25 protein-coding genes are annotated in these 23,427 nt (G+C 36.0%); all 25 read left to right on the forward strand.

The features are described from left to right. The first annotated feature begins 434 nt into the window (after nucleotides 1–434). The 25 genes from Q0977_RS11680 to Q0977_RS11800 all read left to right on the forward strand — a co-directional run bounded on the left by Q0977_RS11680 (nucleotide 435) and on the right by Q0977_RS11800 (nucleotide 23,382). Nucleotides 435–932, forward strand: a complete 498-nt coding sequence (locus Q0977_RS11680) for a manganese efflux pump (protein ID WP_124217486.1) — start codon at nucleotides 435–437, stop codon at nucleotides 930–932. Between the two features lie 53 nt (nucleotides 933–985). Next, nucleotides 986–1,426, forward strand: coding sequence for a low molecular weight protein arginine phosphatase (locus Q0977_RS11685; protein WP_119414093.1), 441 nt, complete (start codon nucleotides 986–988; stop codon nucleotides 1,424–1,426). A gap of 2 nt (nucleotides 1,427–1,428) precedes the next feature. Next, complete coding sequence (locus Q0977_RS11690; protein ID WP_119414094.1) at nucleotides 1,429–2,721, forward strand: methyl-accepting chemotaxis protein; 1,293 nt, start codon at nucleotides 1,429–1,431, stop codon at nucleotides 2,719–2,721. 419 nt (nucleotides 2,722–3,140) lie between these two features. Then, nucleotides 3,141–3,587 carry a ribose 5-phosphate isomerase B gene (gene rpiB / locus Q0977_RS11695; protein ID WP_124217487.1) on the forward strand — a complete coding sequence of 149 codons (447 nt, stop codon included), beginning with the start codon at nucleotides 3,141–3,143 and terminating at the stop codon, nucleotides 3,585–3,587. 21 nt (nucleotides 3,588–3,608) lie between these two features. Next, the gene (locus tag Q0977_RS11700; protein ID WP_119414096.1) at nucleotides 3,609–4,157 is read left to right on the forward strand and encodes a TIGR01440 family protein; all 549 of its coding nucleotides are present in this window, start codon (nucleotides 3,609–3,611) and stop codon (nucleotides 4,155–4,157) included. Between the two features lie 21 nt (nucleotides 4,158–4,178). Further along, on the forward strand, nucleotides 4,179–5,441 hold the full coding sequence (gene glyA / locus Q0977_RS11705; RefSeq protein ID WP_124217488.1) for a serine hydroxymethyltransferase: 1,263 nt from the start codon (nucleotides 4,179–4,181) through the stop codon (nucleotides 5,439–5,441). A gap of 97 nt (nucleotides 5,442–5,538) precedes the next feature. Beyond that, nucleotides 5,539–7,701, forward strand: a complete 2,163-nt coding sequence (locus Q0977_RS11710; RefSeq protein ID WP_299514073.1) for an EAL domain-containing protein — start codon at nucleotides 5,539–5,541, stop codon at nucleotides 7,699–7,701. A 75-nt stretch (nucleotides 7,702–7,776) separates the two neighbouring features. Beyond that, nucleotides 7,777–8,406, forward strand: coding sequence for a uracil phosphoribosyltransferase (upp, locus tag Q0977_RS11715; protein WP_299514076.1), 630 nt, complete (start codon nucleotides 7,777–7,779; stop codon nucleotides 8,404–8,406). Between the two features lie 24 nt (nucleotides 8,407–8,430). Further along, nucleotides 8,431–9,555 (forward strand): non-hydrolyzing UDP-N-acetylglucosamine 2-epimerase, encoded by a 1,125-nt coding sequence (gene wecB, locus Q0977_RS11720; RefSeq protein WP_299514078.1) that lies wholly within the window; start codon nucleotides 8,431–8,433, stop codon nucleotides 9,553–9,555. Nucleotides 9,556–10,046: 491 nt separating this feature from the next. Further along, nucleotides 10,047–10,418: an ATP synthase subunit I gene (locus tag Q0977_RS11725; protein ID WP_119414101.1), complete on the forward strand. Its 372-nt coding sequence runs from the start codon at nucleotides 10,047–10,049 to the stop codon at nucleotides 10,416–10,418. A gap of 28 nt (nucleotides 10,419–10,446) precedes the next feature. Then, nucleotides 10,447–11,160: a F0F1 ATP synthase subunit A gene (gene atpB, locus Q0977_RS11730; RefSeq protein ID WP_299514081.1), complete on the forward strand. Its 714-nt coding sequence runs from the start codon at nucleotides 10,447–10,449 to the stop codon at nucleotides 11,158–11,160. Nucleotides 11,161–11,242: 82 nt separating this feature from the next. Further along, nucleotides 11,243–11,455 carry a F0F1 ATP synthase subunit C gene (gene atpE, locus Q0977_RS11735; RefSeq protein WP_066791746.1) on the forward strand — a complete coding sequence of 71 codons (213 nt, stop codon included), beginning with the start codon at nucleotides 11,243–11,245 and terminating at the stop codon, nucleotides 11,453–11,455. A 168-nt stretch (nucleotides 11,456–11,623) separates the two neighbouring features. Continuing rightward, nucleotides 11,624–12,148: a F0F1 ATP synthase subunit B gene (gene atpF, locus Q0977_RS11740; RefSeq protein WP_119414103.1), complete on the forward strand. Its 525-nt coding sequence runs from the start codon at nucleotides 11,624–11,626 to the stop codon at nucleotides 12,146–12,148. Next, nucleotides 12,145–12,681 (forward strand): F0F1 ATP synthase subunit delta, encoded by a 537-nt coding sequence (locus Q0977_RS11745; RefSeq protein WP_119414104.1) that lies wholly within the window; start codon nucleotides 12,145–12,147, stop codon nucleotides 12,679–12,681. The genes atpF and Q0977_RS11745 overlap by 4 nt, the downstream gene beginning before the upstream one ends. A gap of 28 nt (nucleotides 12,682–12,709) precedes the next feature. Then, the gene (gene atpA / locus Q0977_RS11750; RefSeq protein WP_119414105.1) at nucleotides 12,710–14,230 is read left to right on the forward strand and encodes a F0F1 ATP synthase subunit alpha; all 1,521 of its coding nucleotides are present in this window, start codon (nucleotides 12,710–12,712) and stop codon (nucleotides 14,228–14,230) included. Between the two features lie 51 nt (nucleotides 14,231–14,281). Next, on the forward strand, nucleotides 14,282–15,142 hold the full coding sequence (gene atpG / locus Q0977_RS11755; protein ID WP_119414106.1) for an ATP synthase F1 subunit gamma: 861 nt from the start codon (nucleotides 14,282–14,284) through the stop codon (nucleotides 15,140–15,142). A gap of 50 nt (nucleotides 15,143–15,192) precedes the next feature. Beyond that, a complete protein-coding gene (gene atpD / locus Q0977_RS11760) occupies nucleotides 15,193–16,608 on the forward strand; it encodes a F0F1 ATP synthase subunit beta (protein WP_119414107.1) in 1,416 nt (471 codons plus the stop codon). A 24-nt stretch (nucleotides 16,609–16,632) separates the two neighbouring features. Beyond that, nucleotides 16,633–17,037, forward strand: coding sequence for a F0F1 ATP synthase subunit epsilon (locus Q0977_RS11765; protein ID WP_119414108.1), 405 nt, complete (start codon nucleotides 16,633–16,635; stop codon nucleotides 17,035–17,037). A 73-nt stretch (nucleotides 17,038–17,110) separates the two neighbouring features. Further along, complete coding sequence (locus tag Q0977_RS11770; RefSeq protein ID WP_119414109.1) at nucleotides 17,111–17,356, forward strand: DUF1146 family protein; 246 nt, start codon at nucleotides 17,111–17,113, stop codon at nucleotides 17,354–17,356. Between the two features lie 443 nt (nucleotides 17,357–17,799). After that, nucleotides 17,800–19,098 carry a UDP-N-acetylglucosamine 1-carboxyvinyltransferase gene (murA, locus tag Q0977_RS11775; protein ID WP_119414110.1) on the forward strand — a complete coding sequence of 433 codons (1,299 nt, stop codon included), beginning with the start codon at nucleotides 17,800–17,802 and terminating at the stop codon, nucleotides 19,096–19,098. Nucleotides 19,099–19,216: 118 nt separating this feature from the next. Then, on the forward strand, nucleotides 19,217–20,230 hold the full coding sequence (spoIID, locus tag Q0977_RS11780; protein ID WP_299514095.1) for a stage II sporulation protein D: 1,014 nt from the start codon (nucleotides 19,217–19,219) through the stop codon (nucleotides 20,228–20,230). 10 nt (nucleotides 20,231–20,240) lie between these two features. After that, the gene (locus Q0977_RS11785; protein WP_119414112.1) at nucleotides 20,241–20,900 is read left to right on the forward strand and encodes a M23 family metallopeptidase; all 660 of its coding nucleotides are present in this window, start codon (nucleotides 20,241–20,243) and stop codon (nucleotides 20,898–20,900) included. 83 nt (nucleotides 20,901–20,983) lie between these two features. Continuing rightward, on the forward strand, nucleotides 20,984–21,265 hold the full coding sequence (locus Q0977_RS11790; protein WP_119414113.1) for a sporulation transcriptional regulator SpoIIID: 282 nt from the start codon (nucleotides 20,984–20,986) through the stop codon (nucleotides 21,263–21,265). 225 nt (nucleotides 21,266–21,490) lie between these two features. Further along, nucleotides 21,491–22,492, forward strand: coding sequence for a rod shape-determining protein (locus tag Q0977_RS11795; RefSeq protein WP_124217489.1), 1,002 nt, complete (start codon nucleotides 21,491–21,493; stop codon nucleotides 22,490–22,492). Nucleotides 22,493–22,542: 50 nt separating this feature from the next. Then, nucleotides 22,543–23,382 carry a flagellar hook-basal body protein gene (locus tag Q0977_RS11800; protein WP_124217490.1) on the forward strand — a complete coding sequence of 280 codons (840 nt, stop codon included), beginning with the start codon at nucleotides 22,543–22,545 and terminating at the stop codon, nucleotides 23,380–23,382. Nucleotides 23,383–23,427: the final 45 nt, after the last annotated feature.

The raw sequence follows: 23,427 nt of genomic DNA on the forward strand, positions 1-23,427 counted from the left end.
GAGCCGTGAGTTGTGCAAAAGGGTCTGTGAGTTGTGCAAAAGAAGCTGTGAGTTGTGCAAAAGGGTCTGCGAGTTGTGCAAAAGGAGCCATGAGTTGTGCAAAAGAAGCTGAGTTGTGCAAAAGAAGCTGTGAGTTGTGCAAAAGGGACCATGAGTTGTGCAAAAGACCCCACGAGTTGTGCTAATCAGCAAACAAAATTATAACCAATTACCAATTTACCAATTACCAATAAAATCCCTATCCCAAAAGCAACGACAACCTCCAAAAGAAAAATGCTCTTAATTGTCCGCGCCAAAGAAAAGGAAAGAATTAAAATCCTCCCGCGAATAATAGAAAAATATAATCCACCCCGAGCATCATTTTAAAATTTCAGCATATGAATGTTTCAGCATTCATAGGATAAAAGACGATTCCTATTGAATGGAGGAGCTTTGTGAAAGAAATTATTGCTGCTATTATTACAGCTATGGATGTGTTGACGATTTATATACTAATACCCCAAGTGAAATATCGCTTTTGGCTATCACTTTGGACAGGTGTTCTCCATATGATTTTCCCCTATATTGGTTTTCTCTTTGGTGAATGGCTTGCCGCTTATATATCAAACCTTGCACAAAATATTTCAGGTATATTATTAAGTATGATAGGTGTACAACTATTACTAGCAGTAAAAGATCATAAAGCTGCTCAAATTCCTGTAACCATATTAGCCATCACTACTAGTTTAGATACCTTTTCAGTTAGTGTATCTTTTGGTATGCTTCAATTAAAAGAAACATTACTCGTTTGTAGTATGGGAGTATTTGCTTTTCTATTTTCATATATTGCGCTAGTTTTACATAAAAAAATCCCATCAAAAATAGGAATATACATGCAATTAATAGCAGGAGTAGTGTTACTTTTGATGGGTATTTTTTCATTTAATTTGTAAAAATAGATTACTAATTAAGTGTTTTACTATATAATGAAAGGTAAGGATATCAGATGAATATTTATTTTGTATGTACAGGAAATACTTGTAGAAGCCCAATGGCAGCAGCTATTTTAAAATCAAAAAAACTACCAGAAATCAGTGTGAAGTCAGCAGGAATCTATGCAATGCCTGGAAGCCCCATGTCACATAACTCGGAAATTGTGTTACAGGAGAAGCAAATTTCCTACGACCATACTTCACAACCAATTACATTGGAAGACCTTCAATGGGCCAATTTAATCTTAACCATGACTTCTGGACATAAAGAATCACTTTTACAAGTGTTTCCACAAGTAGCGGATAAGACATTTACATTAAAAGAATATGTCACTGAATCGAGTGACTTAGATGTATTAGATCCGTTTGGTGGCGATATTGAGACATATCGCAAGACGTTCCAAGAACTTAGTACATTGATGGATGGACTTGAAAAGAAAATATTGGAGGAGTAAGCATGGCAAAAAAAAGTGTGCAACATTCTTTTGGACTAAAAAAGAAACTTATCCTATTTGTAACTATCTTAGCAGTTATAACTTATAGTGTTAGTTACTTCTTTATCGAGTATTTACAACCTCAATTTTTCCCAAACGTAAAAGACGGGGTATTTCAAATCATTACATATTCTTTGGGAATCATTTGGTCCGGCATTTTAGCTGGATTATTCAGTTCACTATTAGTAAAACCTTTGCAAAAACTAGAACATGTAGCAATTGAAGCTGCAGATGGGAAACTTAGCAAAGATGTAGAAATGCCAAATAGCTCAGATGAAATTCGTTCATTATCAGAAGCATTTCAAACAATGCTTGTAAGTCTACGTAAAATAGTCGCAAGTATCAATCAAAATTTCCAAACAACGAACAAAACAGTATTAAATTTGTCTGAAGAGACTGAACAAGCTTCCAAACAAACGGAATCGATTGCTGAAACGATTTCAAATATTTCAGAAGGTGCTACAAGCTCTGCAATTGCTATTCAAGAAACAGCGGAAGCACTAGAAGATGTTCGTATATTGGCAGAAGAGGTCAATCAACGTGCCATCACATCATCAAACCAATCAACAAAAATGATGAGTGAGCTAAATTATACAACAAATGCTATTAACCAATTAGTAGAAGGTATTGAAAAAATAACATCTGGTAACCAATTAGCTCTTAAAGATATTCACCAACTTGAAAAAAACGCGTTAAAAGTAGAACAAATTATTCAGTTAGTTGGTGACATTGCTGAACAAACTAACTTGCTTGCACTAAATGCCTCTATCGAAGCGGCAAGAGCAGGAGAACAAGGTAAAGGATTTGCAGTAGTAGCAGAAGAAGTACGTAAACTTGCAGATGAAAGTGCAGAAGCTGTAAAAGGTATTACGGAATTAATCCAAACAATTCAATTAGATGTTCAAACAGTCGTTGGGAAAATGACTGAGCAAGTTAATATTGCGGAAGGTGAAGTAGCACGTATTTCCGAAACAACATCTGCTGTTGATGGAATGTCTGCAATGGTTAAAGAAATGGCAGATTCAATTGTGGAAATTTCAGAATTTGTAGGGAAACAATTACATAACATTGAAAAAACGGCCCATCAATCTCAAGAGGTAGCAGCTATTGCTGAACAAACTTCTGCAGGAGCAATGGAAGTACAAACAGCAACAGATGATCAAGTAAGATCCATTGAACAAATCGACCAACTATCTCATATATTAAAACAACAATCTGAAGAGCTATACCAAATGATTCAAAAATTTGAAAACTAATATTGAAGCTAGCTTCTATAGCTAACCGGTTAGGACATAGGAATAGCCTAATCATACAAGGCAAATTGTCGTCTTATTTTGATGGCAATTTGCCTTTTTCTTCCGCTCTTTTTTATCTTTTCACCCAGCAATTTTATGAAATCTTCTCCTAGTCGCATTCAAACTAGCGTTGGATTCTCTCCATAATCACATAGATTTGATCTAAAACTTAATCAATTAGAGTTAAATCACGAATTAATATATTGAAATTTAAAAATATATTCGTGATTTACTTATAATATCATGATAAATTTATGATAAAAAATAATATTATTCGTATTTTTAAAAATTGCCTCTCGCAATTGAGTAGAAAATATGTCATTATACATATAGAAGTGGTAAACTGATGATGAAAAGAACAATTGAAAAGAGGGAACCCATTGAAAATTGCAATTTCATCAGATCATGGTGGTAATAATTTAAGAAAAGAAATCATAGCTTTGCTAGAAGAACTTGGTATTAGTTATGAAGACTTTGGTCCAAAAACATCTGATTCAGTAGATTACCCAGACTATGCCTTACCAGTTGCTAATGGAGTAGCTAGTGGTCAGTTTGATCGCGGTATTTTAATTTGTGGAACTGGTATTGGAATGTCCATTACTGCAAACAAAGTAAAAGGTGTTCGTTGTGCATTAGTACATGATGTATTCAGTGCTAAAGCAACACGTTGCCACAATGATTCAAATGTGTTGGCAATGGGAGAAAGAGTCATTGGACCAGGACTTGCACGTGAAATCGTTCAAACGTGGTTATCAACAGACTTTGAAGGTGGTCGTCATGAACGTCGCATCAACAAAATTTCAGAAATAGAAGCACAAGAACAATAATTAGATTAGAGGTCTTAAACGATGAACTTACATCAAATTGAAGAACAGCTCGAATCATTGCTATTTCAGTTTGAACAACAAGTGACTTTCCGTAATGGGCAAATTTTCGTTATAGGATGCTCAACATCAGAAGTAAAAGGTCAAAAGATTGGTACAGCTGGTGGTTTAGAAATAGCAGAAGCTCTGTATAAACCATTAAAGTCTTTTGCTGAAAAACACCAACTTTATTTAGCGTTTCAAGGTTGCGAACATATAAATCGCGCCTTAACTATAGAAAGAGCTGCAGCAGAACAATATGGATTAGAACCTGTTTCTGTTATCCCTGTTCAAAAAGCTGGTGGTTCGATGTCAACGTATGCTTATAGCCAATTTAAAGATCCTGTAGTAGTTGAAGAAATTCAAGCTCATGCAGGAATTGATATTGGTCAAACATTAATTGGTATGCACTTAAAAAAAGTGGCAATTCCTGTCCGCACTTCTATCTCAAAAATTGGAGAGGCAGTCGTGACAGTTGCAAAAACTCGTCCAAAACTAATAGGTGGCGAGAGATCAGTATACAACAAAGAGTAGAAATTAGGGGGAATAGGTGTAATGGAAAATCTAGCAGCACTAGATCAGTCAACTATTGCGTCACAAGACAAAGCAGTATTTGAAGCAATTGAAAAAGAATTTGCTCGTCAACAAGCGAATATTGAGTTAATCGCTTCTGAAAATATTGTTTCTAAAGCAGTTTTAGAAGCACAAGGCTCTGTATTAACAAACAAATATGCTGAGGGCTATCCTGGTAAACGTTATTATGGCGGTTGTGAACATGTGGATGTTGTTGAAGATATTGCACGTGATCGCCTAAAAGAAATCTTTGGCGCTGAATATGCAAATGTACAACCACATTCAGGTGCACAAGCCAATATGGCCGTATACTTTACTATCTTAGAACCAGGCGATACTGTTTTAGGTATGAACTTATCTCATGGTGGTCACTTAACACACGGTAGTCCTGTCAATTTCTCAGGTAAACAATATAACTTTGTTGAATATGGTGTGACAGAAGATACAAACGTAATCGACTATGAAGATGTTCGTCAAAAAGCACTTCAACATAAACCAAAATTGATCGTGGCAGGTGCATCTGCATATCCACGCATTATTGATTTTGCTAAATTCCGTGAAATCGCTGACGAAGTAGGAGCGTATTTCATGGTCGACATGGCTCATATTGCAGGTCTTGTTGCTGCAGGTGTTCATCCAAACCCTGTACCATATGCTGACTTTGTAACATCTACTACTCACAAAACTTTACGTGGCCCACGTGGTGGACTAATTCTTTGCAAAGAAGAATGGGGTAAGAAAATTGATAAATCCATCTTCCCAGGTATTCAAGGTGGTCCATTAATGCATGTTATCGCAGGTAAAGCTGTTGCATTTGGCGAAGCACTTCAACCTGAATTTAAAGAATATATCCACCAAGTTGTGAAAAACGCAAAAGTATTTGGCGAAGCATTACAAGCAGAAGGTATTAAACTTGTATCAGATGGTACGGATAATCACCTATTATTATTAGATGTACGTTCTCTAGGCCTAACAGGTAAAGTAGCAGAAAAACTTCTAGACGATGTGAACATCACTGCAAACAAAAATACAATTCCTTACGATCCAGAAAGTCCATTTATCACATCTGGTGTTCGAATTGGTACACCTGCTATTACATCTCGCGGTTTCAAAGAAGAAGATGTGAAAGAAGTTGCCTCTATTATTGCTAATGTTTTAAAAAATCCAGAAGACGAAGCAGTTAAACAAGATGCAATTACACGTGTTAAAGTCCTAACAGATAAACACCCAATTTATACGAAATAAGTGTAAAAAAAAGCTACTTTTGGTATAATCCAAAAGTAGCTTTTTTTATTTAGTAAAATAGTATTGTTTTGTGCGTTTATAGGGGAGGATAATTTAAGTGGAAAACGATTTACCTCAATTGTCCAATGATTTAATCGAGTGGTTTCAAAATTTTGATGATAAGATAGATAGCAAAATTCTTGGTGGTTTTGTAGTATTTGATACAGAAAATGATGATTTTCCTATACTGTTTTCAAGTAGAAGCTTTGAAACTATGACCAAATACGAAAAGCAAGAAGTAAAAGGGTTGTCCTTTTTTTCAATGATAAAAGAAGAATTACATAAAGCTATTTCAAAAACAAAACGGTTAAGCAAGGAAATGTTCATAACCACAAAAGATAATGCTATCGTTCATTGCAAAGTATTATTTCATCCACTGCAATTTAGTGGAACTTCTCGAAAGCTATATATGGCAACTTTTTATAATAGAACAGAACAAAAGAAAAATAAATTAATTTCAGATATTCAAAATTGGGTTTTAGAAAAGTATAACGATGAAGAAAACCCAGAAATAATATTACAGGGATTCTTCAAAAAAATTGAACAATACACGTCCAATAATATTACTTGTAGTGTAATGATTTATAATGAAGATGATAGTGCGAAAATGTTTCTATCAGAAAGTTTTACGAACAAAACGATAAACGCATTTAACAAAGATGATATCATCCCTTATAATAAATATTTTAAAAAACTACTAAGTAAGAATTCACAATATATCATAAAAAATGTATTACTAGAACCTAATATGTACTTACCATCACATGATATATGTTCTCGATACAATAAAGCGGTTTTATTTGCATTAAAAGATGATGAAAATAAAGTAAGAGGCGTATTCATTGTTGCATGTTCTAACAAATGGTCATTAGAGAGTATTGATATTACACTTTTTCAACAATTAACAACAGTGATTAGAACAATTGTTAAATATGGTAGTTATCAAAAAATAATGCTTGAACGAATTACGAAAGAGCCAAATTCAGGATTATATAACCTGGCTTATTTCAAAAAGAAAGTACAAGAAAAATTTCCAGAATGTTCAAAAGGTTATATTTGTATAATATCTCCTAAAGAATATGAAGATATAGTTAATCTTTATGAACGTAAAGCGGGTTATGATTTATTGACTCAAATTGCGGATAGGATGAGTAGTTATAAAGAAAACAGAAACTTAGTAGTAGCTTCATTCGCTACAAACGCATTGATTGTTTTTGTTGATTTTAACTATAAGCAATATGAAAAACATGTCTTAGAACAATTTGTAGAAAGGCCATTTATAATACATGGTTTTGAAGTTTTTGTCTCATTAAGTGTAGGGCTATCTCCAATTGAAAGTTATCAGCAACTAGATGAAAGTATTAGAAGGGCAGATCAAGCTTTTTCAAAAGCAAAGCTTGAGCCTGGAAATAATATTCAATTTTTTGACGATGAAGATAATAATAGAATTAAACACGAAAGAAGAATGTACAATTTAATCATTCATGGCATAAAAGAAAAACAATTCATACCATATCTTCAACCAAAAGTATCTCTACAAACTAAAGAAATCATTGGTTTTGAAGCATTAGCTCGGTGGCAAACGAAAACTGGTAAGATGATTTACCCAGATCAATTCATACCACTTGCTGAAAGTACTGGGAAAATAATTGATATTGAAAATATGATTTTAGATAATGTGTTAGATTGGCTCTGTGAACGGAAAAGTAGAGGATTACCATTGTATCAAGTGTCTATTAATATATCTCCACAGCATTTTTATGAACAAGATTTTGTATGTAATCTCGTCGACAAACTAGATATATATCGTGTGAATCCAAAATATATCAAAATAGAAATAACAGAAAGTATTGGATTAGTCGATTTAAAAAAAGCGAGTACAATTATTAATCATTTAAAATCTTATGGATTTGCAACATCTATGGACGACTTTGGAAAAGGTTTTTCTTCTCTGAATTACTTAACTCAATTAGATTTTGCGGAGATTAAAATTGATAAAAGTTTTATTGACAATATGAATGATTCGAAAACATTTGCCATTATTCGAACCATGTTACAACTAGCGGACAATTTAAATGTTAAAGCTGTAGTTGAGGGAATCGAAGATAAAAGTCAAGTTGAAAAGCTAGGAGAAATTGGCTGTGATGTAGGTCAGGGTTATTACTTTTATAAACCTTTATCTATAGGACAAGTAAATGAAATTTTGAACGAAATACGATAATTTCAAAAAAATACATAAGAATGAATCTTTTCTGTTATAATAAGCAAGATAAATATTAAATAGGGAGAGATCTTCTTGGGTAAAGTATTCGTTTTTGACCATCCATTAATTCAACACAAACTAACATATATTCGTGATAAACACACAGGAACAAAAGAATTCCGTGAATTAGTTGATGAAGTGGCAACACTTATGGCATTTGAAATTACTCGTGATATGCCAACTGAAGAAATTGAAATTGAAACACCAATTACAAAAACAAAAACAAAAGTATTATCAGGTAAGAAAATTGCAGTTGTGCCAATTTTACGTGCTGGATTAGGTATGGTCGATGGAGTATTAAAACTAATCCCTGCTGCTAAAGTAGCTCATATTGGTTTATACCGCGATCCAGAAACACTAAAACCAGTTGAATATTATGCAAAATTCCCAGCTGATTTAGAAGAACGTGATTATATTATTGTTGACCCAATGTTAGCAACAGGAGGTTCAGCAATTGAAGCCATTAACTCACTAAAAAAACGTGGTGCAAAAAATATTAAGTTCATGTGCTTAATTGCAGCTCCAGAAGGCGTAAAAGCTATCCAAAAAGAACATCCAGATATCGATATCTTTATTGCAGCATTGGATGAACAACTAAATGAGCACGGATATATCGTACCGGGTCTAGGAGATGCCGGCGACCGTTTATTTGGAACAAAATAATGAATAATATAGGTGGTGCTTCGATTGTCTAAAAAGTGGAAAGTAATGACAGTATTCGGTACACGTCCAGAAGCGATTAAAATGGCTCCGCTTGTATTAGAGCTTAAAAAGCATCCGGATGAACTTCAAACAATTGTTACCGTAACAGCTCAGCATCGACAAATGTTAGACCAAGTTCTAGACACATTTAAGATCACACCTGATTATGATTTGAACATCATGAAGAATCGCCAAACGCTTCTAGATGTCACAACAAGAGGTCTTGAAGGACTTGATGAGGTTATGAAAGAGGCGAAGCCAGACATCGTACTTGTTCATGGTGACACAACTACAACATTTGTCGCGAGTTTAGCTGCTTTTTATAACCAAATTGCAATTGGACATGTAGAAGCGGGCTTAAGAACGGGTAACAAGTATTCTCCGTTTCCGGAAGAGATGAACCGTCAGCTTACAGGGACGATGGCAGACATTCATTTTGCACCTACTGAACAAGCAAAACAAAATTTGCTGATTGAAAACAAAAAAGAAAATAGTATTGTTGTAACCGGGAATACTGCTATTGATGCTCTGAAAACGACAGTTAGCGATCATTATGATCATCCTGTATTAAAAAAATTAGGACAAGATCGAATGATTCTATTAACTGCTCATCGTCGGGAAAACTTAGGTGAACCTATGCGCCATATGTTTAAGGCGATTAAACGTTTGTTAACAGAGTTCAATGATGTTCAAGTTGTATATCCCGTGCATTTAAATCCAGTTGTTCGTGAAATTGCTAACGAAATTTTAGGTGATGAACCGAAAGTACATTTGATAGAACCACTTGAAGTGTTTGACTTTCATAATTTTGCTGCAAGATCATTTATGATTCTGACAGATTCAGGTGGTGTTCAAGAAGAAGCGCCTTCTCTCGGTAAACCAGTACTTGTATTAAGAGATACCACGGAAAGACCAGAAGGTATCAAAGCTGGTACATTAAAACTAGCAGGAACAAATGAGGATACTATATATCATTTAGCAAAAGAATTGTTAACAGATCATAGCGAATATGAAAAAATGGCACATGCATCCAACCCATATGGTGATGGACATGCTTCTGAAAGAATAGTAGAATCATTACTCGGATTTTTATCATCAAATAGTTTGTAACAAAATCCTCACAAATTATTCCATATAATTTGTGAGGATTTATAATATTCTAACAATAGCTACAAAATTGAAATATTTTGTTCAAAATTTGTCTACAATTTGACAAAGTAGTATTGCTTGTGAAGTTTTTCTCTCTAACCAATTGACATGAAATATTCACTATTGTATGCTTACAAAGGGTAAGAATGATAAGGGTTTCATGCTCAAAAATCATAATGGAAACTCTTTAGATACCAAGTTTCTACTAATTTTGCAGTTAATATTATTTTCTGTAAAATTTTAGCGGTTTTTGTACGTCTATTAGATGTCCTTATGAGGCGGTGGTTTATCATAAAAGCTTATCTCTCACCATTTGGATCCGATTCAACTCAAATGTGAGTTTAAACGGCTTCCACCCCAGTGTAGTTTTACACTACTTATCCGACATCCATTCGGTGGTCAGCTATACTTCCATCATTCGAAGAAAATAAGATTCAGGAGATTAAAGACCAATGCTAGAATTGCATCAAATTTTTGCTATGCAGAAGAAAGCCTTCTTTTTTTTGCTTGCATTTTTTGCGTTAGGCTGGGGATTTACATCATTCAAAACTGTATTTGCTGGTCTCGCAGTAGGTGTGCTTTTTGGTCAATATAACTTTTGGATTCTCGTCCGAAGAATGGAACGCTTTGACCGAGCATTAAGTGAAGGGAAAAAAGCACCGTCTCTAGGGATGGGCTTACGCTTTGCATCTGGTGTTGCAGCTGCCGCAGTAGCGATTACTTGGCCAAAGTATTTTCACTTAGTGAGTGTGGTCATTGGGCTAATGATTCCGTACGTTCTGCTTTTAGTAGACAGGATCGTATTTCATGTAAAAAACCAATAAGCACATTTGAAAGTGAGGTGAATGCAAAGTGCAACATGAAAATCCGCATTTTGATTTATGGGGATTAGGATTTAACCCAGCGAATATTTTAGTATTACTGGTTACAGCTGTAATTGTTTTCTTAATTGCTTTCATTTCTACTAGAAATCTGAAGTTAAAACCAACAGGTATGCAAAACTTTATGGAGTGGATTATGGACTTCGTAAAGAATATCGTCAACAGCAATATGGACTGGAAAACTGGTGGTAGATTCCATGTATTAGGAATCACACTAATAATGTTCATCTTTGTTGCGAACATGCTTGGTCTTCCTTTCTCAGTTCATGTAAATGGAGAACTATGGTGGAAATCACCAACAGCTGATCCGACAATCACAATGACTTTAGCCGTAATGATTCTAGTATTATCAAACTACTATGGTGTTAAACTACGTGGTATGAACCATTATATCGGTACGTTTACAAAACCAATGCTTTTCTTATTCCCATTGAAAATCATTGAAGAGTTTGCAAATACATTGACATTAGGTCTACGACTTTACGGTAACATTTATGCAGGTGAAATTCTATTAGGATTACTTGCAGGTTTAGGTACAATGTGGTCAGGTTGGGGCTTCCTAGCAGCAGCCATTCCAACATTAGTATGGCAAGGATTCTCCGTATTTATCGGTTCAATCCAAGCATTTATTTTCGTTATGTTAACAATGGTTTATATCTCTCACAAAGTGAGTGAAGACCATTAAGTATAAATTGTTTAGCAGTAGCATTAGCTAAACAGCTGACAACCACAAAAAAATATAACATTTCCAAGGAGGAAAATTTACAATGGGTTTATTAGCAGCAGCAATCGCAGTTGGTTTAGGTGCACTTGGTGCAGGTATTGGTAATGGTTTAATCGTTTCTAGAACAGTAGAAGGTATCGCTCGTCAACCAGAAGCTCGTGGCGTTCTTCAAACAACTATGTTCATCGGGGTAGCATTAGTCGAAGCCCTTCCAATCATCGCGGTAGTTATCGCATTTATCGTAATGAACAAATAATCGTCTTTAATTGTTTTATGAAATGGCGAAGAAAATTTCATCTAAGGAATACTTCGCCTTTCCTTATGCCTATAATTGAAGGGCAAAATTCCTTTAGAATTTACATCTTACTAAGATTCCAATCATAAATGATTTGAACTCTAAGCTCTTGAAGGGAGTGAAACAATCGTGTTTTTAGACTATCTATCACTAGGTGAAGCAGCTCATGTTGGCGTGAACTGGGGAGATATCCTGGTTACATTAATAGTTTTCATCGTCCTAATGCTTCTTTTGAAAAAATTCGCATGGGGTCCATTGATGGGAATTATGCAACAACGTGAAGAACAAGTTGCTGGTGACTTAGACGCAGCTGAAAAAAGCCGTCAAGAAACTAAACAATTATTAGAAGAACAACGTAGCCTTCTTAAAGAAGCTCGTGTAGAAGCGCAAGCGATTGTTGAAAACGCTAAGAAACAAGCAGATCTTCAAAAAGAAGAGATTGTTTCAGCTGCTCGTAATGAAGCAGTGCGTTTACAAGAATCAGCAAAACGTGACATCGAGACTGAAAAAGAAAAAGCAATCGCCGCTGTTCGCGAAGAAGTGGTTTCACTTTCTGTCCTTGCAGCATCTAAAGTACTTAATAAAGAAGTCTCAGAAGAAGATAATCGTTCTCTAATTGAAGAAACGATTGCGAAGGCAGGGGAAAATCGATGAGTCAATCGACTGCAGCGAATCGCTATGCTAAAGCTTTGTTTCAATTAGCACAAGAACATAATCTTCTAAATGAAGTAACAGAAGATTTACGTGAAGTAAAAATCGCATTTGAAGAAAACCAAGAACTATTTAAGTTACTTGATTCTCCAAAAATCGATGCAGAACAAAAGAAAGCAAACCTTTCTGAATTGTTCGCTTCTGTACAACCAATCATTGTGAATGCATTAAAACTTTTAGTTGATAAAAAACGCATTCATGAAGTAGTTAATGTAATTGATGCATTCGTTACTCAAGCTAACAATGCTCAAGGTGTTGCAGATGCAATTGTTTTCTCAACACGTGCACTAACAGAAGATGAAACACAACGCATTTCTACTGTATTTGCTCAAAAAGTAGGAAAAAATGCGCTTCATATTACAAACGAAATCGATGCAACACTACTTGGTGGAATTCGAGTTCAAATCGGAAACCAAATTTACGATAACTCAGTCGCAACAAAACTTGCTGGCTTACAACGTGAATTGATCGGTTAATCCAATAATCATTTGAGAGGTGACAAACGTGGGCATCAAAGCTGAAGAAATCAGTGGACTTATTAAAAAACAGATGGAAAATTACCAATCTGAAATGCAAGTTAGCGAAGTTGGTACAATCATCACTGTTGGTGACGGTATCGCTCGTGCTCACGGCCTAGACAACGTCATGGCTGGAGAATTACTTGAATTCTCTACTGGTGTTCTTGGTATGGCACAAAACCTAGAAGAAAATAACGTTGGTATCGTTATCCTAGGCCCTGCTAAAGGCATCAAAGAAGGCGATGAAGTTCGTCGTACAGGTCGTATTATGGAAGTACCAGTTGGTGAAGAACTAATTGGTCGTGTTGTAAACCCACTAGGTTTACCAGTTGATGGACAAGGTCCAATCAATACTACAAAAACTCGTCCTATCGAAAGCCCTGCTTTCGGTGTAATGGCTCGTAAATCAGTTGATACACCACTACAAACAGGTATTAAAGCAATCGATGCTTTAGTTCCAATTGGTCGTGGTCAACGTGAATTAATCATTGGTGACCGTCAAACAGGTAAAACATCTGTTGCAGTCGATGCAATCTTAAACCAAGCTGACCAAAACGTAACATGTATCTATGTTGCAATCGGTCAAAAAGAATCAACTGTACGTAGCTTAGTTGAAACTTTACGTAAAAACGGTGCATTAGACTACACAATCGTTATTACTGCAGCAGCTTCTTCTCCAGCTCCATTATTATACTTAGCTCCTTACGCTGGTGTATCAATGGGTGAAGAATTAATGCTTCAAGGTAAAGACGTATTAATCGTATATGATGATCTTTCTAAACAAGCAGCTGCTTATCGTGAACTGTCATTATTATTACGTCGTCCTCCAGGTCGTGAAGCTTACCCTGGTGATGTATTCTACCTACACAGTCGTTTACTAGAACGTGCTGCTAAATTGAACGAATCTTACGGCGGCGGTTCAATTACTGCTCTTCCATTCGTTGAAACTCAAGCAGGCGATATCGGTGCTTACATTCCAACAAACGTAATTTCAATCACTGATGGTCAAATCTTCTTACAATCTGACTTATTCAACTCAGGTGTTCGTCCAGCGATCAACGCAGGTCTTTCTGTATCTCGTGTTGGTGGTGCTGCACAAATCAAAGCAATGAAAAAAGTTGCCGGTACACTACGTCTTGACTTAGCTGCTTTCCGTGAACTTGAATCATTTGCTGCATTTGGTTCTGATCTTGATGCCGCTACTAAAGCAAAACTTGAACGTGGTAAACGTACAGTAGAAGTACTTAAACAAGATCTTAACAAACCTATTAAAGTTGAAAAACAAGTTGTAATTCTATATGCATTGACTAAAGGATTCTTAGATGATATCCCAGTTCAAGACATCGTTCGTTTCGAACAAGAATTATATGCTTGGTTAGATGTTAATGATGAAAACGGCGCCGGCGTTTTAAATCAAATTCGCACTACTAAAGGCCTTCCATCTGATGAAGATATGGCTTCAACAATCAATGCATTCAAAAAAACTTTCGCTCCTTCAGCTGAGTAAGATTGCATAAATGTGAATTTTAAAATAAAACGGTAAGGTGGTGAAATACCAGTGGCATCATTACGCGAAGTAAAACAACGTATTAAATCTACAACTAGTACAAGTAAAATTACGAACGCAATGCAACTCGTGTCATCTTCAAAAATGTCACGTGCTGAAGCAAATGCTAAAGCATACGTTCCATATATGAATAAGATTCAAGATGTTGTTGCAGCAATCGCTTCAGGAACTCAAGATGGCGCACATCCAATGTTAGTCTCTCGTCCTGTAAAAAAATCTGCTTACCTTGTGATCGCTTCAGATCGTGGTTTAGCAGGTGCATACAACTCAAATGTTATTCGTAAAGCACTTGATGGAATGGAAAGTCGTAACCAATCAAAAGATGACGTCGTTATTTTTGCGGTTGGTCGAGTTGTTCGTGATTTCTTTAAAAAACAAGGTTTTAACGTAGTTGATGAAGAAATTGGTTTACCTGACCAACCTTCATTTTCAGATATTAAACAAATTGCTCGTAAAGCTGTTGGTATGTTCACAGATGGTACTTATGATGAACTTTATATGTACTACAGTCACTTTATCAGTGCAATTTCTAACGAACCAACGGAGAAAAAAGTACTTCCAATTACTGATATTACTCCAACAAGCACAACATCAGCTTCTTATGAATTTGAGCCATCTGGCGAAGCAATTCTAGAAGTATTGTTACCACAATATGCGGAAAGCTTGATTTATGGTGCGTTATTAGACGGTAAAGCGAGTGAACATGCTTCACGTATGACAGCAATGAAGAGCGCTACAGATAACGCTCATGACTTAATAAATGACTTAACAATTCTGTATAACCGTGCACGTCAAGCGGCTATTACACAAGAAATTACCGAAATCGTTGGTGGAGCTGCGGCCTTAGAATAGGCCACTCCCTAACCTTTCTGTAATTAGTTTGATAGGAGGGAAATACAAGTATGAACACAGGACACGTTCTTCAAGTAATGGGTCCAGTTGTCGACGTACAATTCGATAACAACACATTACCAGAAATCAATAACGCGCTAACTGTAGAAATTAAACGTCCTAACGAAGACGCTGTAACACTTACTTTAGAAGTAGCTCTTCACTTAGGCGATAACGCTGTTCGTACCATCGCAATGTCATCAACAGATGGCTTACAACGTGGCGCAGTAGTAACTGACAAAGGTGCTGCAATCTCAGTACCAGTTGGTGAAGTAACATTAGGTCGTGTATTCAACGTATTAGGTGATACAATCGACTTAGCAGATCCAATTCCAGCAGAAGCTCGCCGTGATCCAATTCACCGTGAAGCTCCTACTTTCGAAGAACTTTCAACAAATGTTGAAGTACTTGAAACAGGTATTAAAGTAGTTGACTTATTAGCACCATATATCAAAGGTGGTAAAGTCGGACTATTCGGTGGTGCTGGTGTAGGTAAAACCGTATTAATCCAAGAACTTATCAATAACATCGCTCAAGGACACGGTGGTATTTCCGTATTCTCTGGTGTAGGTGAACGTACTCGTGAAGGGAACGACCTATTCTATGAAATGAGCGATTCAGGCGTTATTTCAAAAACAGCAATGGTATTCGGTCAAATGAATGAGCCACCAGGTGCTCGTATGCGTGTAGCATTAACTGGTCTTACAATGGCTGAATATTTCCGTGATGAAATGGGACAAGACGTTCTATTATTCATCGATAACATTTTCCGTTTCACTCAAGCAGGTTCTGAAGTATCTGCATTATTAGGTCGTATGCCTTCTGCCGTAGGTTACCAACCAACACTTGCAACTGAAATGGGTCGTTTACAAGAACGTATCACATCAACAAACAAAGGTTCTGTAACATCTATCCAAGCGGTATATGTACCAGCCGATGACTATACTGACCCGGCTCCAGCTACAACTTTCGCTCACTTAGACGCTACAACAAACCTTGAACGTAAACTTTCTGAAATGGGTATCTACCCTGCCGTTGACCCATTGGCTTCAACTTCTCGTGCATTGTCACCTGAAATTGTTGGTAAAGAACATTATGATGTTGCTCGTCAAGTACAAGCTACATTACAACGTTACAACGAATTACAAGATATTATCGCTATCTTAGGTATGGATGAATTATCTGATGAAGATAAATTGACTGTAGCACGTGCTCGTCGTATTCAATTCTTCTTATCTCAAAACTTCCACGTAGCTGAACAATTTACAGGTCAAAAAGGATCTTACGTACACGTAAAAGATACAGTTCGTGGCTTCAAAGAAATTCTTGAAGGTAAGTATGATAAATTACCTGAAGATGCATTCCGTCTTGTAGGTTCTATCGAAGAAGTTGTTGCTAAAGCAAAAGATATGGGCGTAGAACTTTAATACTAGGGACTTGGAGGAAAAAATATGAAGACGACTGTAGTCAACATTGTCACTCCCGACGGCCCAGTATACGATTCAGAAGTTAGCATGGTTATTGTGAAAACTGTAACTGGTGAAATGGGAATTCTGCCTGGACATATTCCAACAGTTGCTCCATTAGCAGTTAGTGCTGTTCGTCTTAAAAAAGACAATAACACTGAAGTTGTAGCAGTAAGCGGTGGCTTTGTTGAGATTCGTCCCGATAAAGTTACAATTTTAACTCCTTCTGCAGAAATTGCCGATGATATCGACATTGCTCGCGCAAAAGAAGCTGTTAAACGTGCAGAACAACGACTTCAAAGTAAGCAAGATAACATTGATTTCAAACGTGCAGAATTATCTTTAAAACGCGCGATGAATCGTATCAACGTTAAAGAGGGTAACATCTAAGTAATAGATGAATTTTAAAGCGAGCAGAATTTTATTTCTGCTCGCTTTTTTAAAAGAAAAAAGGGAGGACTCTATGGATTCAATAACAGCTTCTTTAGGACAAAATGCGTTAATTGGAATTTGTTCGCATATTTTCTTTATTGCAATAACATTTTATGCATTACAAGCAATCATGTATGAAAAAGTTTTTAAGAAAAATCATGTCTTTCAAATTCAGCTACTGTTAATTTTAGTAAGTATTGCTATCGGATCAACTGTGTCGAATTTCTTTATTGCCATTTCAACGTGGTCTAAACAATTACCATATTTATTTAATTAAATGTATTCTGTATGCAAAAGAAATAATGGCACAAACTTATTGTAGAAATTATTTCAGTATTAATCCATTTTATATTACAATAAAGTTATGTGCGTTTTTTGGTCGCATTATGTGTTTACATTATTCCTTTTGCATATAGAGTAACTAATTACCCAGGAAATATTTTGTTGAAACATGTTTAAATTTCTCAAGTATTGTTTTTCTTTAAGCGCAAATGGAAATTTATTAACACACTTCTAGTTTTTTAACGTAATATAGTATTACTATAGTTATTTATTCGTAGAAATCTAAAATAGTGTAATCGGTTCTTGTCAACAACATGAAAAAAAGGTATTATGAAAGTTGCTTTGTTACTAATTATTTACATTGAACAACTAAAAAAAAGAATTTTATGAGCTGAAATATAAGAAAGTTTATTTAGAATAAGTTCGGAGGGACATATTGTGGAGAAAATTGTTGTAAAAGGCGGCAAGGTTTTACACGGAAATGTAAAAGTAGAAGGAGCAAAAAATGCAGTTCTACCAATACTTGCAGCATCATTATTAGCATCTGAAGGAAAAAATATTATAAATAATGTGCCGAACTTGGCAGACGTTTATACAATCGATGAGGTATTAAAAAGCTTAAATGTGGACCTTTCGTTTTCAAGCGCTGAAAATATTGTCGAAATCGACGCATCTGGACAGATTTCGTCAGAAGCTCAATTTGAATATGTACGTAAAATGCGTGCATCTATTTTAGTAATGGGACCACTTTTAGCACGTAATGGTTATGCACGTGTTGCAATGCCAGGTGGATGTGCAATTGGTTCACGACCAATTGATATTCATTTGAAAGGCTTTGAGTTAATGGGAGCGAAAATTTCTACAGGACATGGATATGTAGAAGCTTCAACAGAAGGCCGCTTAAAAGGTGCTAAAATTTATCTTGACTTTCCTAGTGTAGGTGCTACTGAGAATATTCTTACTGGTGCAGCATTAGCAGAAGGCACAACAATCATTGAAAATGCCGCAAAAGAACCTGAAATAGTGGATTTAGCAAACTTTATCAATGAAATGGGTGGTAAAGTAGTTGGTGCTGGAACAGATACGATTCGTATTGAAGGTGTCGAAAAATTACATGGTACAACACACTCAATTATCCCTGATCGAATCGAAGCTGGAACATTTATGATTGCTGCAGCGATTACAGGTGGCGATGTATTAATCGAAAATGCAGTTCCTGAGCATTTAACTGCGCTTGTTTCAAAAATGCGCGAAATGGGCGTCGAAATTGAAGAAGAAGCTGAAGGTTTACGTATCCGTGCAACTCATCCTTTGAAAGCAGTAGATATTAAAACTATGCCTCATCCTGGATTCCCTACAGATATGCAATCACAAATGATGGCACTAATGCTAGTAGCACAAGGTGCAAGCGTCATTACAGAAACTGTTTTTGAAAATCGATTTATGCATGTTGAAGAATTCCGTCGTATGAATGCAAATGCGAAAATTGACGGACGTTCTGTTATTATTGATGGACCATGTAAGTTACAAGGTGCCGAAGTTGCGGCAACCGACTTACGTGCAGCCGCTGCATTAATTCTCGCTGGATTAGTTGCAGAAGGCGTTACACGTGTTTCAGAGCTAAGACATTTAGATCGTGGATATGTTAATTTCCACAAAAAGCTAGCTTCACTAGGTGCAGAAATTGAACGAATTTCATCAGAAGAAGTATTTGAAAAAGAACTTCAAACAAACTGATTTTTCGTTAATATGGGACCCACTACATACATATGCATGTAGTGGGTTTTTATATGCTTAAAAAGAAAATCTTTTCAAAAAAATCATAAAAAGCAATGCAATCTCATATTCATAGATTATGAAAAAAATACATCTCTATATTCTACTTATTATCGCCGTTTTATTCATATTGCCAACTTTTTTAAACAAGGACAAGGAGACCAAATCCATTCCATCCTCAGAAGCTGCAGGAAAACAGACTCAGGGGAAGGAAAATACAGTAAAGGACGATGAATGTAATATTCAAATTCAGATTCAAGGAAAAAAAGAAACGTATTCACTTGAAGAGTACCTAGTAGGGGTTTTAGCTGCAGAAATGCCTGCTTCTTTCCCTCTTGAAGCCTTAAAGGCACAAGCTATCGCCTCCCGAACGTTCGCTTTAAAACGTACCAATTTTGGTGAAAATGCGATAGAGCCAAATGTATCAGCTCAAGCATTTGCCAACAAAGAGCAAAGAAAAAAGGGCTGGGGAAAAACTTTTAAGAAAAATGAAAAGAAAATAAGAAAAGCAGTACAAGAAACAAAAGGACAAGTATTAGTTTATGAAGATGAACTAATTACAGCTATGTTCTTTTCAACAAGTAATGGACAAACAGAAAGTGCAAAAAGTTATAGTGGTCACGCCATTCCTTATCTTCAATCGGTCTCTGTTCCTACAAATGAAAAAGAATCACCAAGATATCACACAACTTATAATTTCACACTTCAACAATGGAATGCAGCCTTCAATGAGACATGGACAAAATCACAAATACAAAATATGAAAATCTCTCATAATAGTTCTGGAAGAGTTGAAACCATTAAATCTGGAGACTATAAGTGGTCTGGTAGAGAAGTACGCCAAAAACTGCAATTAGCGTCAACAGACTTCACGATTAAATGGAATACGGACAAAAATACGATTCAAGTAAAAACAACCGGATACGGCCACGGAGTAGGGATGAGTCAATATGGTGCCAAGGCACTCGCAGAAAAGGGGGCAGGTGTAAAAGAGATCCTTCATCATTTCTATCAACACGTAAAAATAGAAAAACTAAAAAAATCTTCTTCTCTATGTTTAAACTCTCAAGCTATTGACAACAATAGCAAATGAGGTGATGAAAATGAGAGAGGAAAATAAGAATAAACCTACTCCAAAAAAAGGAAATGTTACAAAACAGCGCTGGTTTTGGCCGGTAATTTACGCAAGCTTTTCGATTCTACTAGTCGCAGGTGTTTGGGGTTATTCGGCATTAACGAACTCTTCAAATGAGACAGGCACTAAGAAAATAACAGTTTCAAAAGAAGAGACTCCATCTGTAGAGACAAACGCAAAAGCCGAATCTATGAAGTATCCATTTAAAGAAGCACTCTTAAAAGATGCAAAAGTAATTCAGGACTACTACGATGTTGAGGCAAGTGAAGAATCTAGAGAAGGTGCCCTACTTGTATTTAACCAAACGTTTACAACAAGTGACGGTATTGCCATTTCAGTTAACGGTGAGGGCTTCGATGTTCTTGCTGCACTTAGCGGAACAGTAGAAGAAGTAAAAGACGACTCGTTTATTGGAAATGAAGTTACAATATCCCATTCTAATGGTATGACTACAAAGTACAGTTCTGTTGGTGATATCAAAGTTAAAAAAGGGGATAAAGTAGAACAAGGACAAACACTTGGTAAAGCAATTTCCAACGAATACAATCCAACTGCTGGAACACATCTTTACTTTGAAGTAATGCAAGAAGGTAAACTTATCAATCCAAAAAGCTTACTTGCTTTTTAGATAATTCTGACGACTAGGTTCTAAGTATAAGGTTTTAGACATAAGGTGAAGAAACGTTCGTACATTGTGGAAAGGAAGAGAATGTGCACGAACATATTCGCAATCGATGTCTAAAACTTGGTTTAATGCTTAAAGAGTCGCAACAGACTGTGAGAGCCTTAGCGCAAAAAACAGGTTACTCCAAGAGTACCATCCATAAGGATCTTACAGAAAGATTGTCACAAGTAAACGAGGAGTTAGCAAAAGAGGTAAGTGAAATACTGGCTTACCACAAATCCATCCGTCATATTCGCGGAGGAGAGGCAACACGCCAAAAATGGCTTTCTCGTAATGCAGAAAAAAAGACACCCTCGCATTTAGAATAGTGAGGGTGTCTTTTTTTGTCTTTTATTTAAAAAGAAGATTGCTAACGACAGTACTGAAATATCATATGTATGGGAATAATAAGTAAAAAGGCATATTTTATATATATAAATGCCTATATATTAAGGAAATATTAGATGTAATTAAATCAATGCTATGTTAAAATATTCTAGATACATATCGAATTTTTTAAGTAAGAATTGATAAGGAATGAAAGGGGAAAAAACATGTTTTCTAAAGATATTGGGATCGATTTAGGAACAGCAAATGTATTGATCCATTTAAAAGGTAAAGGAATCGTGTTAAACGAACCATCTGTTGTTGCAATCGATAAAAATACAAACAAAGTACTAGCTGTTGGAGAAGAAGCACGTAAGATGGTCGGTAGAACACCTGGGAACATAATCGCTATTCGCCCATTAAAAGATGGCGTTATTGCCGATTTTGACGTAACAGAATCCATGTTAAGATACTTTATCAATAAATTAAATATCTCTGGTATTATGTCAAAGCCACGTATATTAATATGTTGCCCAACTAATATCACAAGTGTAGAGCAAAAAGCTATTCGTGAAGCAGCTGAAAAGTCAGGCGGACGTAATGTCTTCTTAGAAGAAGAGCCAAAGGTAGCAGCGATTGGCGCAGGAATGGATATATTCCAACCAAGCGGAAATATGGTAATCGATATTGGTGGTGGTACTACTGACGTAGCGGTACTATCAATGGGTGATATCGTAACATCTGAATCCATCAAAGTAGCGGGTGACTTATTTGATAATGATATTTTGCAGTATATTAAAAAAGAGTACAAGCTCTTAATAGGCGAACGTACTGCAGAGAATATCAAAATTCAAATTGGTACCGTCTATCCTGAAGAACGAGATGAAAGCATGGAAATTCGCGGACGTGATCTCGTTACAGGATTACCACGTATAATCGAAATTCATTCGCATGAAATTGAAAAAGCATTACATGAATCTGTTTCACTTATCGTGCAATCTGCAAAAAATGTTCTTGAAAAGACCCCACCAGAATTATCAGCGGATATTATTGATCGCGGTGTAATGGTTACAGGTGGTGGTGCTTTACTTCATGGTTTAGATCATTTATTAACAGATGAACTAAAAGTACCTGTCTTTATCGCAGAAAATCCTATGAACTGTGTAGCTGTTGGAACAGGCGTATTGTTAGAAAATATTGATAAAACACCAAAGAGTCGAAAAAAATAACCGAAATAAAATAAGAATATAAATCTTATTTTATTGAAAGGATGAAAGCGATGTTTCGTGGATTTTATACAGTTGCTTCAGGAATGATTGCACAACAGCGTCGTACTGAACTTTTATCAAACAATATCGCAAATGCAAACACACCTGGTTATAAAGCAGATCAATCTACCATCCGCTCATTTCCCAATATGTTATTATCGCGTATTACAAAAAGTGGAACTGCTAATGTAGAAAACGGCTTTGAAGGTAGTTCATCTAAACAAATTGGTGCACTTGGAACAGGTGTTTATATGCAAGAAACATTACCAGATTATTCACAAGGACAAATTACTGAAACAGAGCTTCCAACAGATGTAGCACTAGTAAATGGTAACTTACCAGTGAACGGTGAAACAGGAAAGCCTGGCGCTGTTTTTTACCGTCTTCAAAATCCGACAGGCGGAGAAGCGTACACCCGTAATGGCAACTTCACAATTGATGCTGCAGGTAATTTAGTGAATGCTCAAGGGTATTATGTACTGTCAGATCAAGGCAAGAAAATTACACTACAAAGTGAAGATTTCCAAATTACAGAAGACGGCTCAATTATGGAAAATGGGCAACAGGTAGCACGCTTAGGCGTATCTTATTCAGCACAACCAGATACATTGGCAAAGCGTGATACTGGATTATACTACACAAGTGATGGACAACCACTTCCATCCGCTTATAACGTAAATAATGTTAGCTTTTCTGTAAAACAAGGTTACACAGAACGTTCGAACGTTGATGCAGCTCGTACAATGACCGATATGATGACCGCTTATAGGGCCTTTGAAGCAAACCAAAAAATACTACAAGCGTACGATAAAAGTATGGATAAAGCTGCAAACGAAATTGGCAAAGTATAATATCTACTCTGCTAAAACAGCAAGCTAGTACCGTAGATTTAGTAT

Source organism: uncultured Rummeliibacillus sp., from assembly GCF_934216135.1.
Lineage (GTDB): Bacteria > Bacillota > Bacilli > Bacillales_A > Planococcaceae > Rummeliibacillus.

Excerpts from the sequence above, each read along its gene's own strand:
- Q0977_RS11685 (WP_119414093.1), top strand. The coding sequence starts at position 986 with ATGAATATTTATTTTGTATGTACAGGAAATACTTGTAGAAGCCCAATG.
- Q0977_RS11690 (WP_119414094.1), top strand. The coding sequence starts at position 1,429 with ATGGCAAAAAAAAGTGTGCAACATTCTTTTGGACTAAAAAAGAAACTT.
- Q0977_RS11700 (WP_119414096.1), top strand. The coding sequence starts at position 3,609 with ATGAACTTACATCAAATTGAAGAACAGCTCGAATCATTGCTATTTCAG.
- glyA (WP_124217488.1), top strand. The coding sequence starts at position 4,179 with ATGGAAAATCTAGCAGCACTAGATCAGTCAACTATTGCGTCACAAGAC.
- Q0977_RS11725 (WP_119414101.1), top strand. The coding sequence starts at position 10,047 with ATGCTAGAATTGCATCAAATTTTTGCTATGCAGAAGAAAGCCTTCTTT.
- atpE (WP_066791746.1), top strand. The coding sequence starts at position 11,243 with ATGGGTTTATTAGCAGCAGCAATCGCAGTTGGTTTAGGTGCACTTGGT.
- Q0977_RS11745 (WP_119414104.1), top strand. The coding sequence starts at position 12,145 with ATGAGTCAATCGACTGCAGCGAATCGCTATGCTAAAGCTTTGTTTCAA.
- atpD (WP_119414107.1), top strand. The coding sequence starts at position 15,193 with ATGAACACAGGACACGTTCTTCAAGTAATGGGTCCAGTTGTCGACGTA.
- Q0977_RS11765 (WP_119414108.1), top strand. The coding sequence starts at position 16,633 with ATGAAGACGACTGTAGTCAACATTGTCACTCCCGACGGCCCAGTATAC.
- Q0977_RS11770 (WP_119414109.1), top strand. The coding sequence starts at position 17,111 with ATGGATTCAATAACAGCTTCTTTAGGACAAAATGCGTTAATTGGAATT.
- spoIID (WP_299514095.1), top strand. The coding sequence starts at position 19,217 with ATGAAAAAAATACATCTCTATATTCTACTTATTATCGCCGTTTTATTC.
- Q0977_RS11785 (WP_119414112.1), top strand. The coding sequence starts at position 20,241 with ATGAGAGAGGAAAATAAGAATAAACCTACTCCAAAAAAAGGAAATGTT.
- Q0977_RS11795 (WP_124217489.1), top strand. The coding sequence starts at position 21,491 with ATGTTTTCTAAAGATATTGGGATCGATTTAGGAACAGCAAATGTATTG.
- Q0977_RS11800 (WP_124217490.1), top strand. The coding sequence starts at position 22,543 with ATGTTTCGTGGATTTTATACAGTTGCTTCAGGAATGATTGCACAACAG.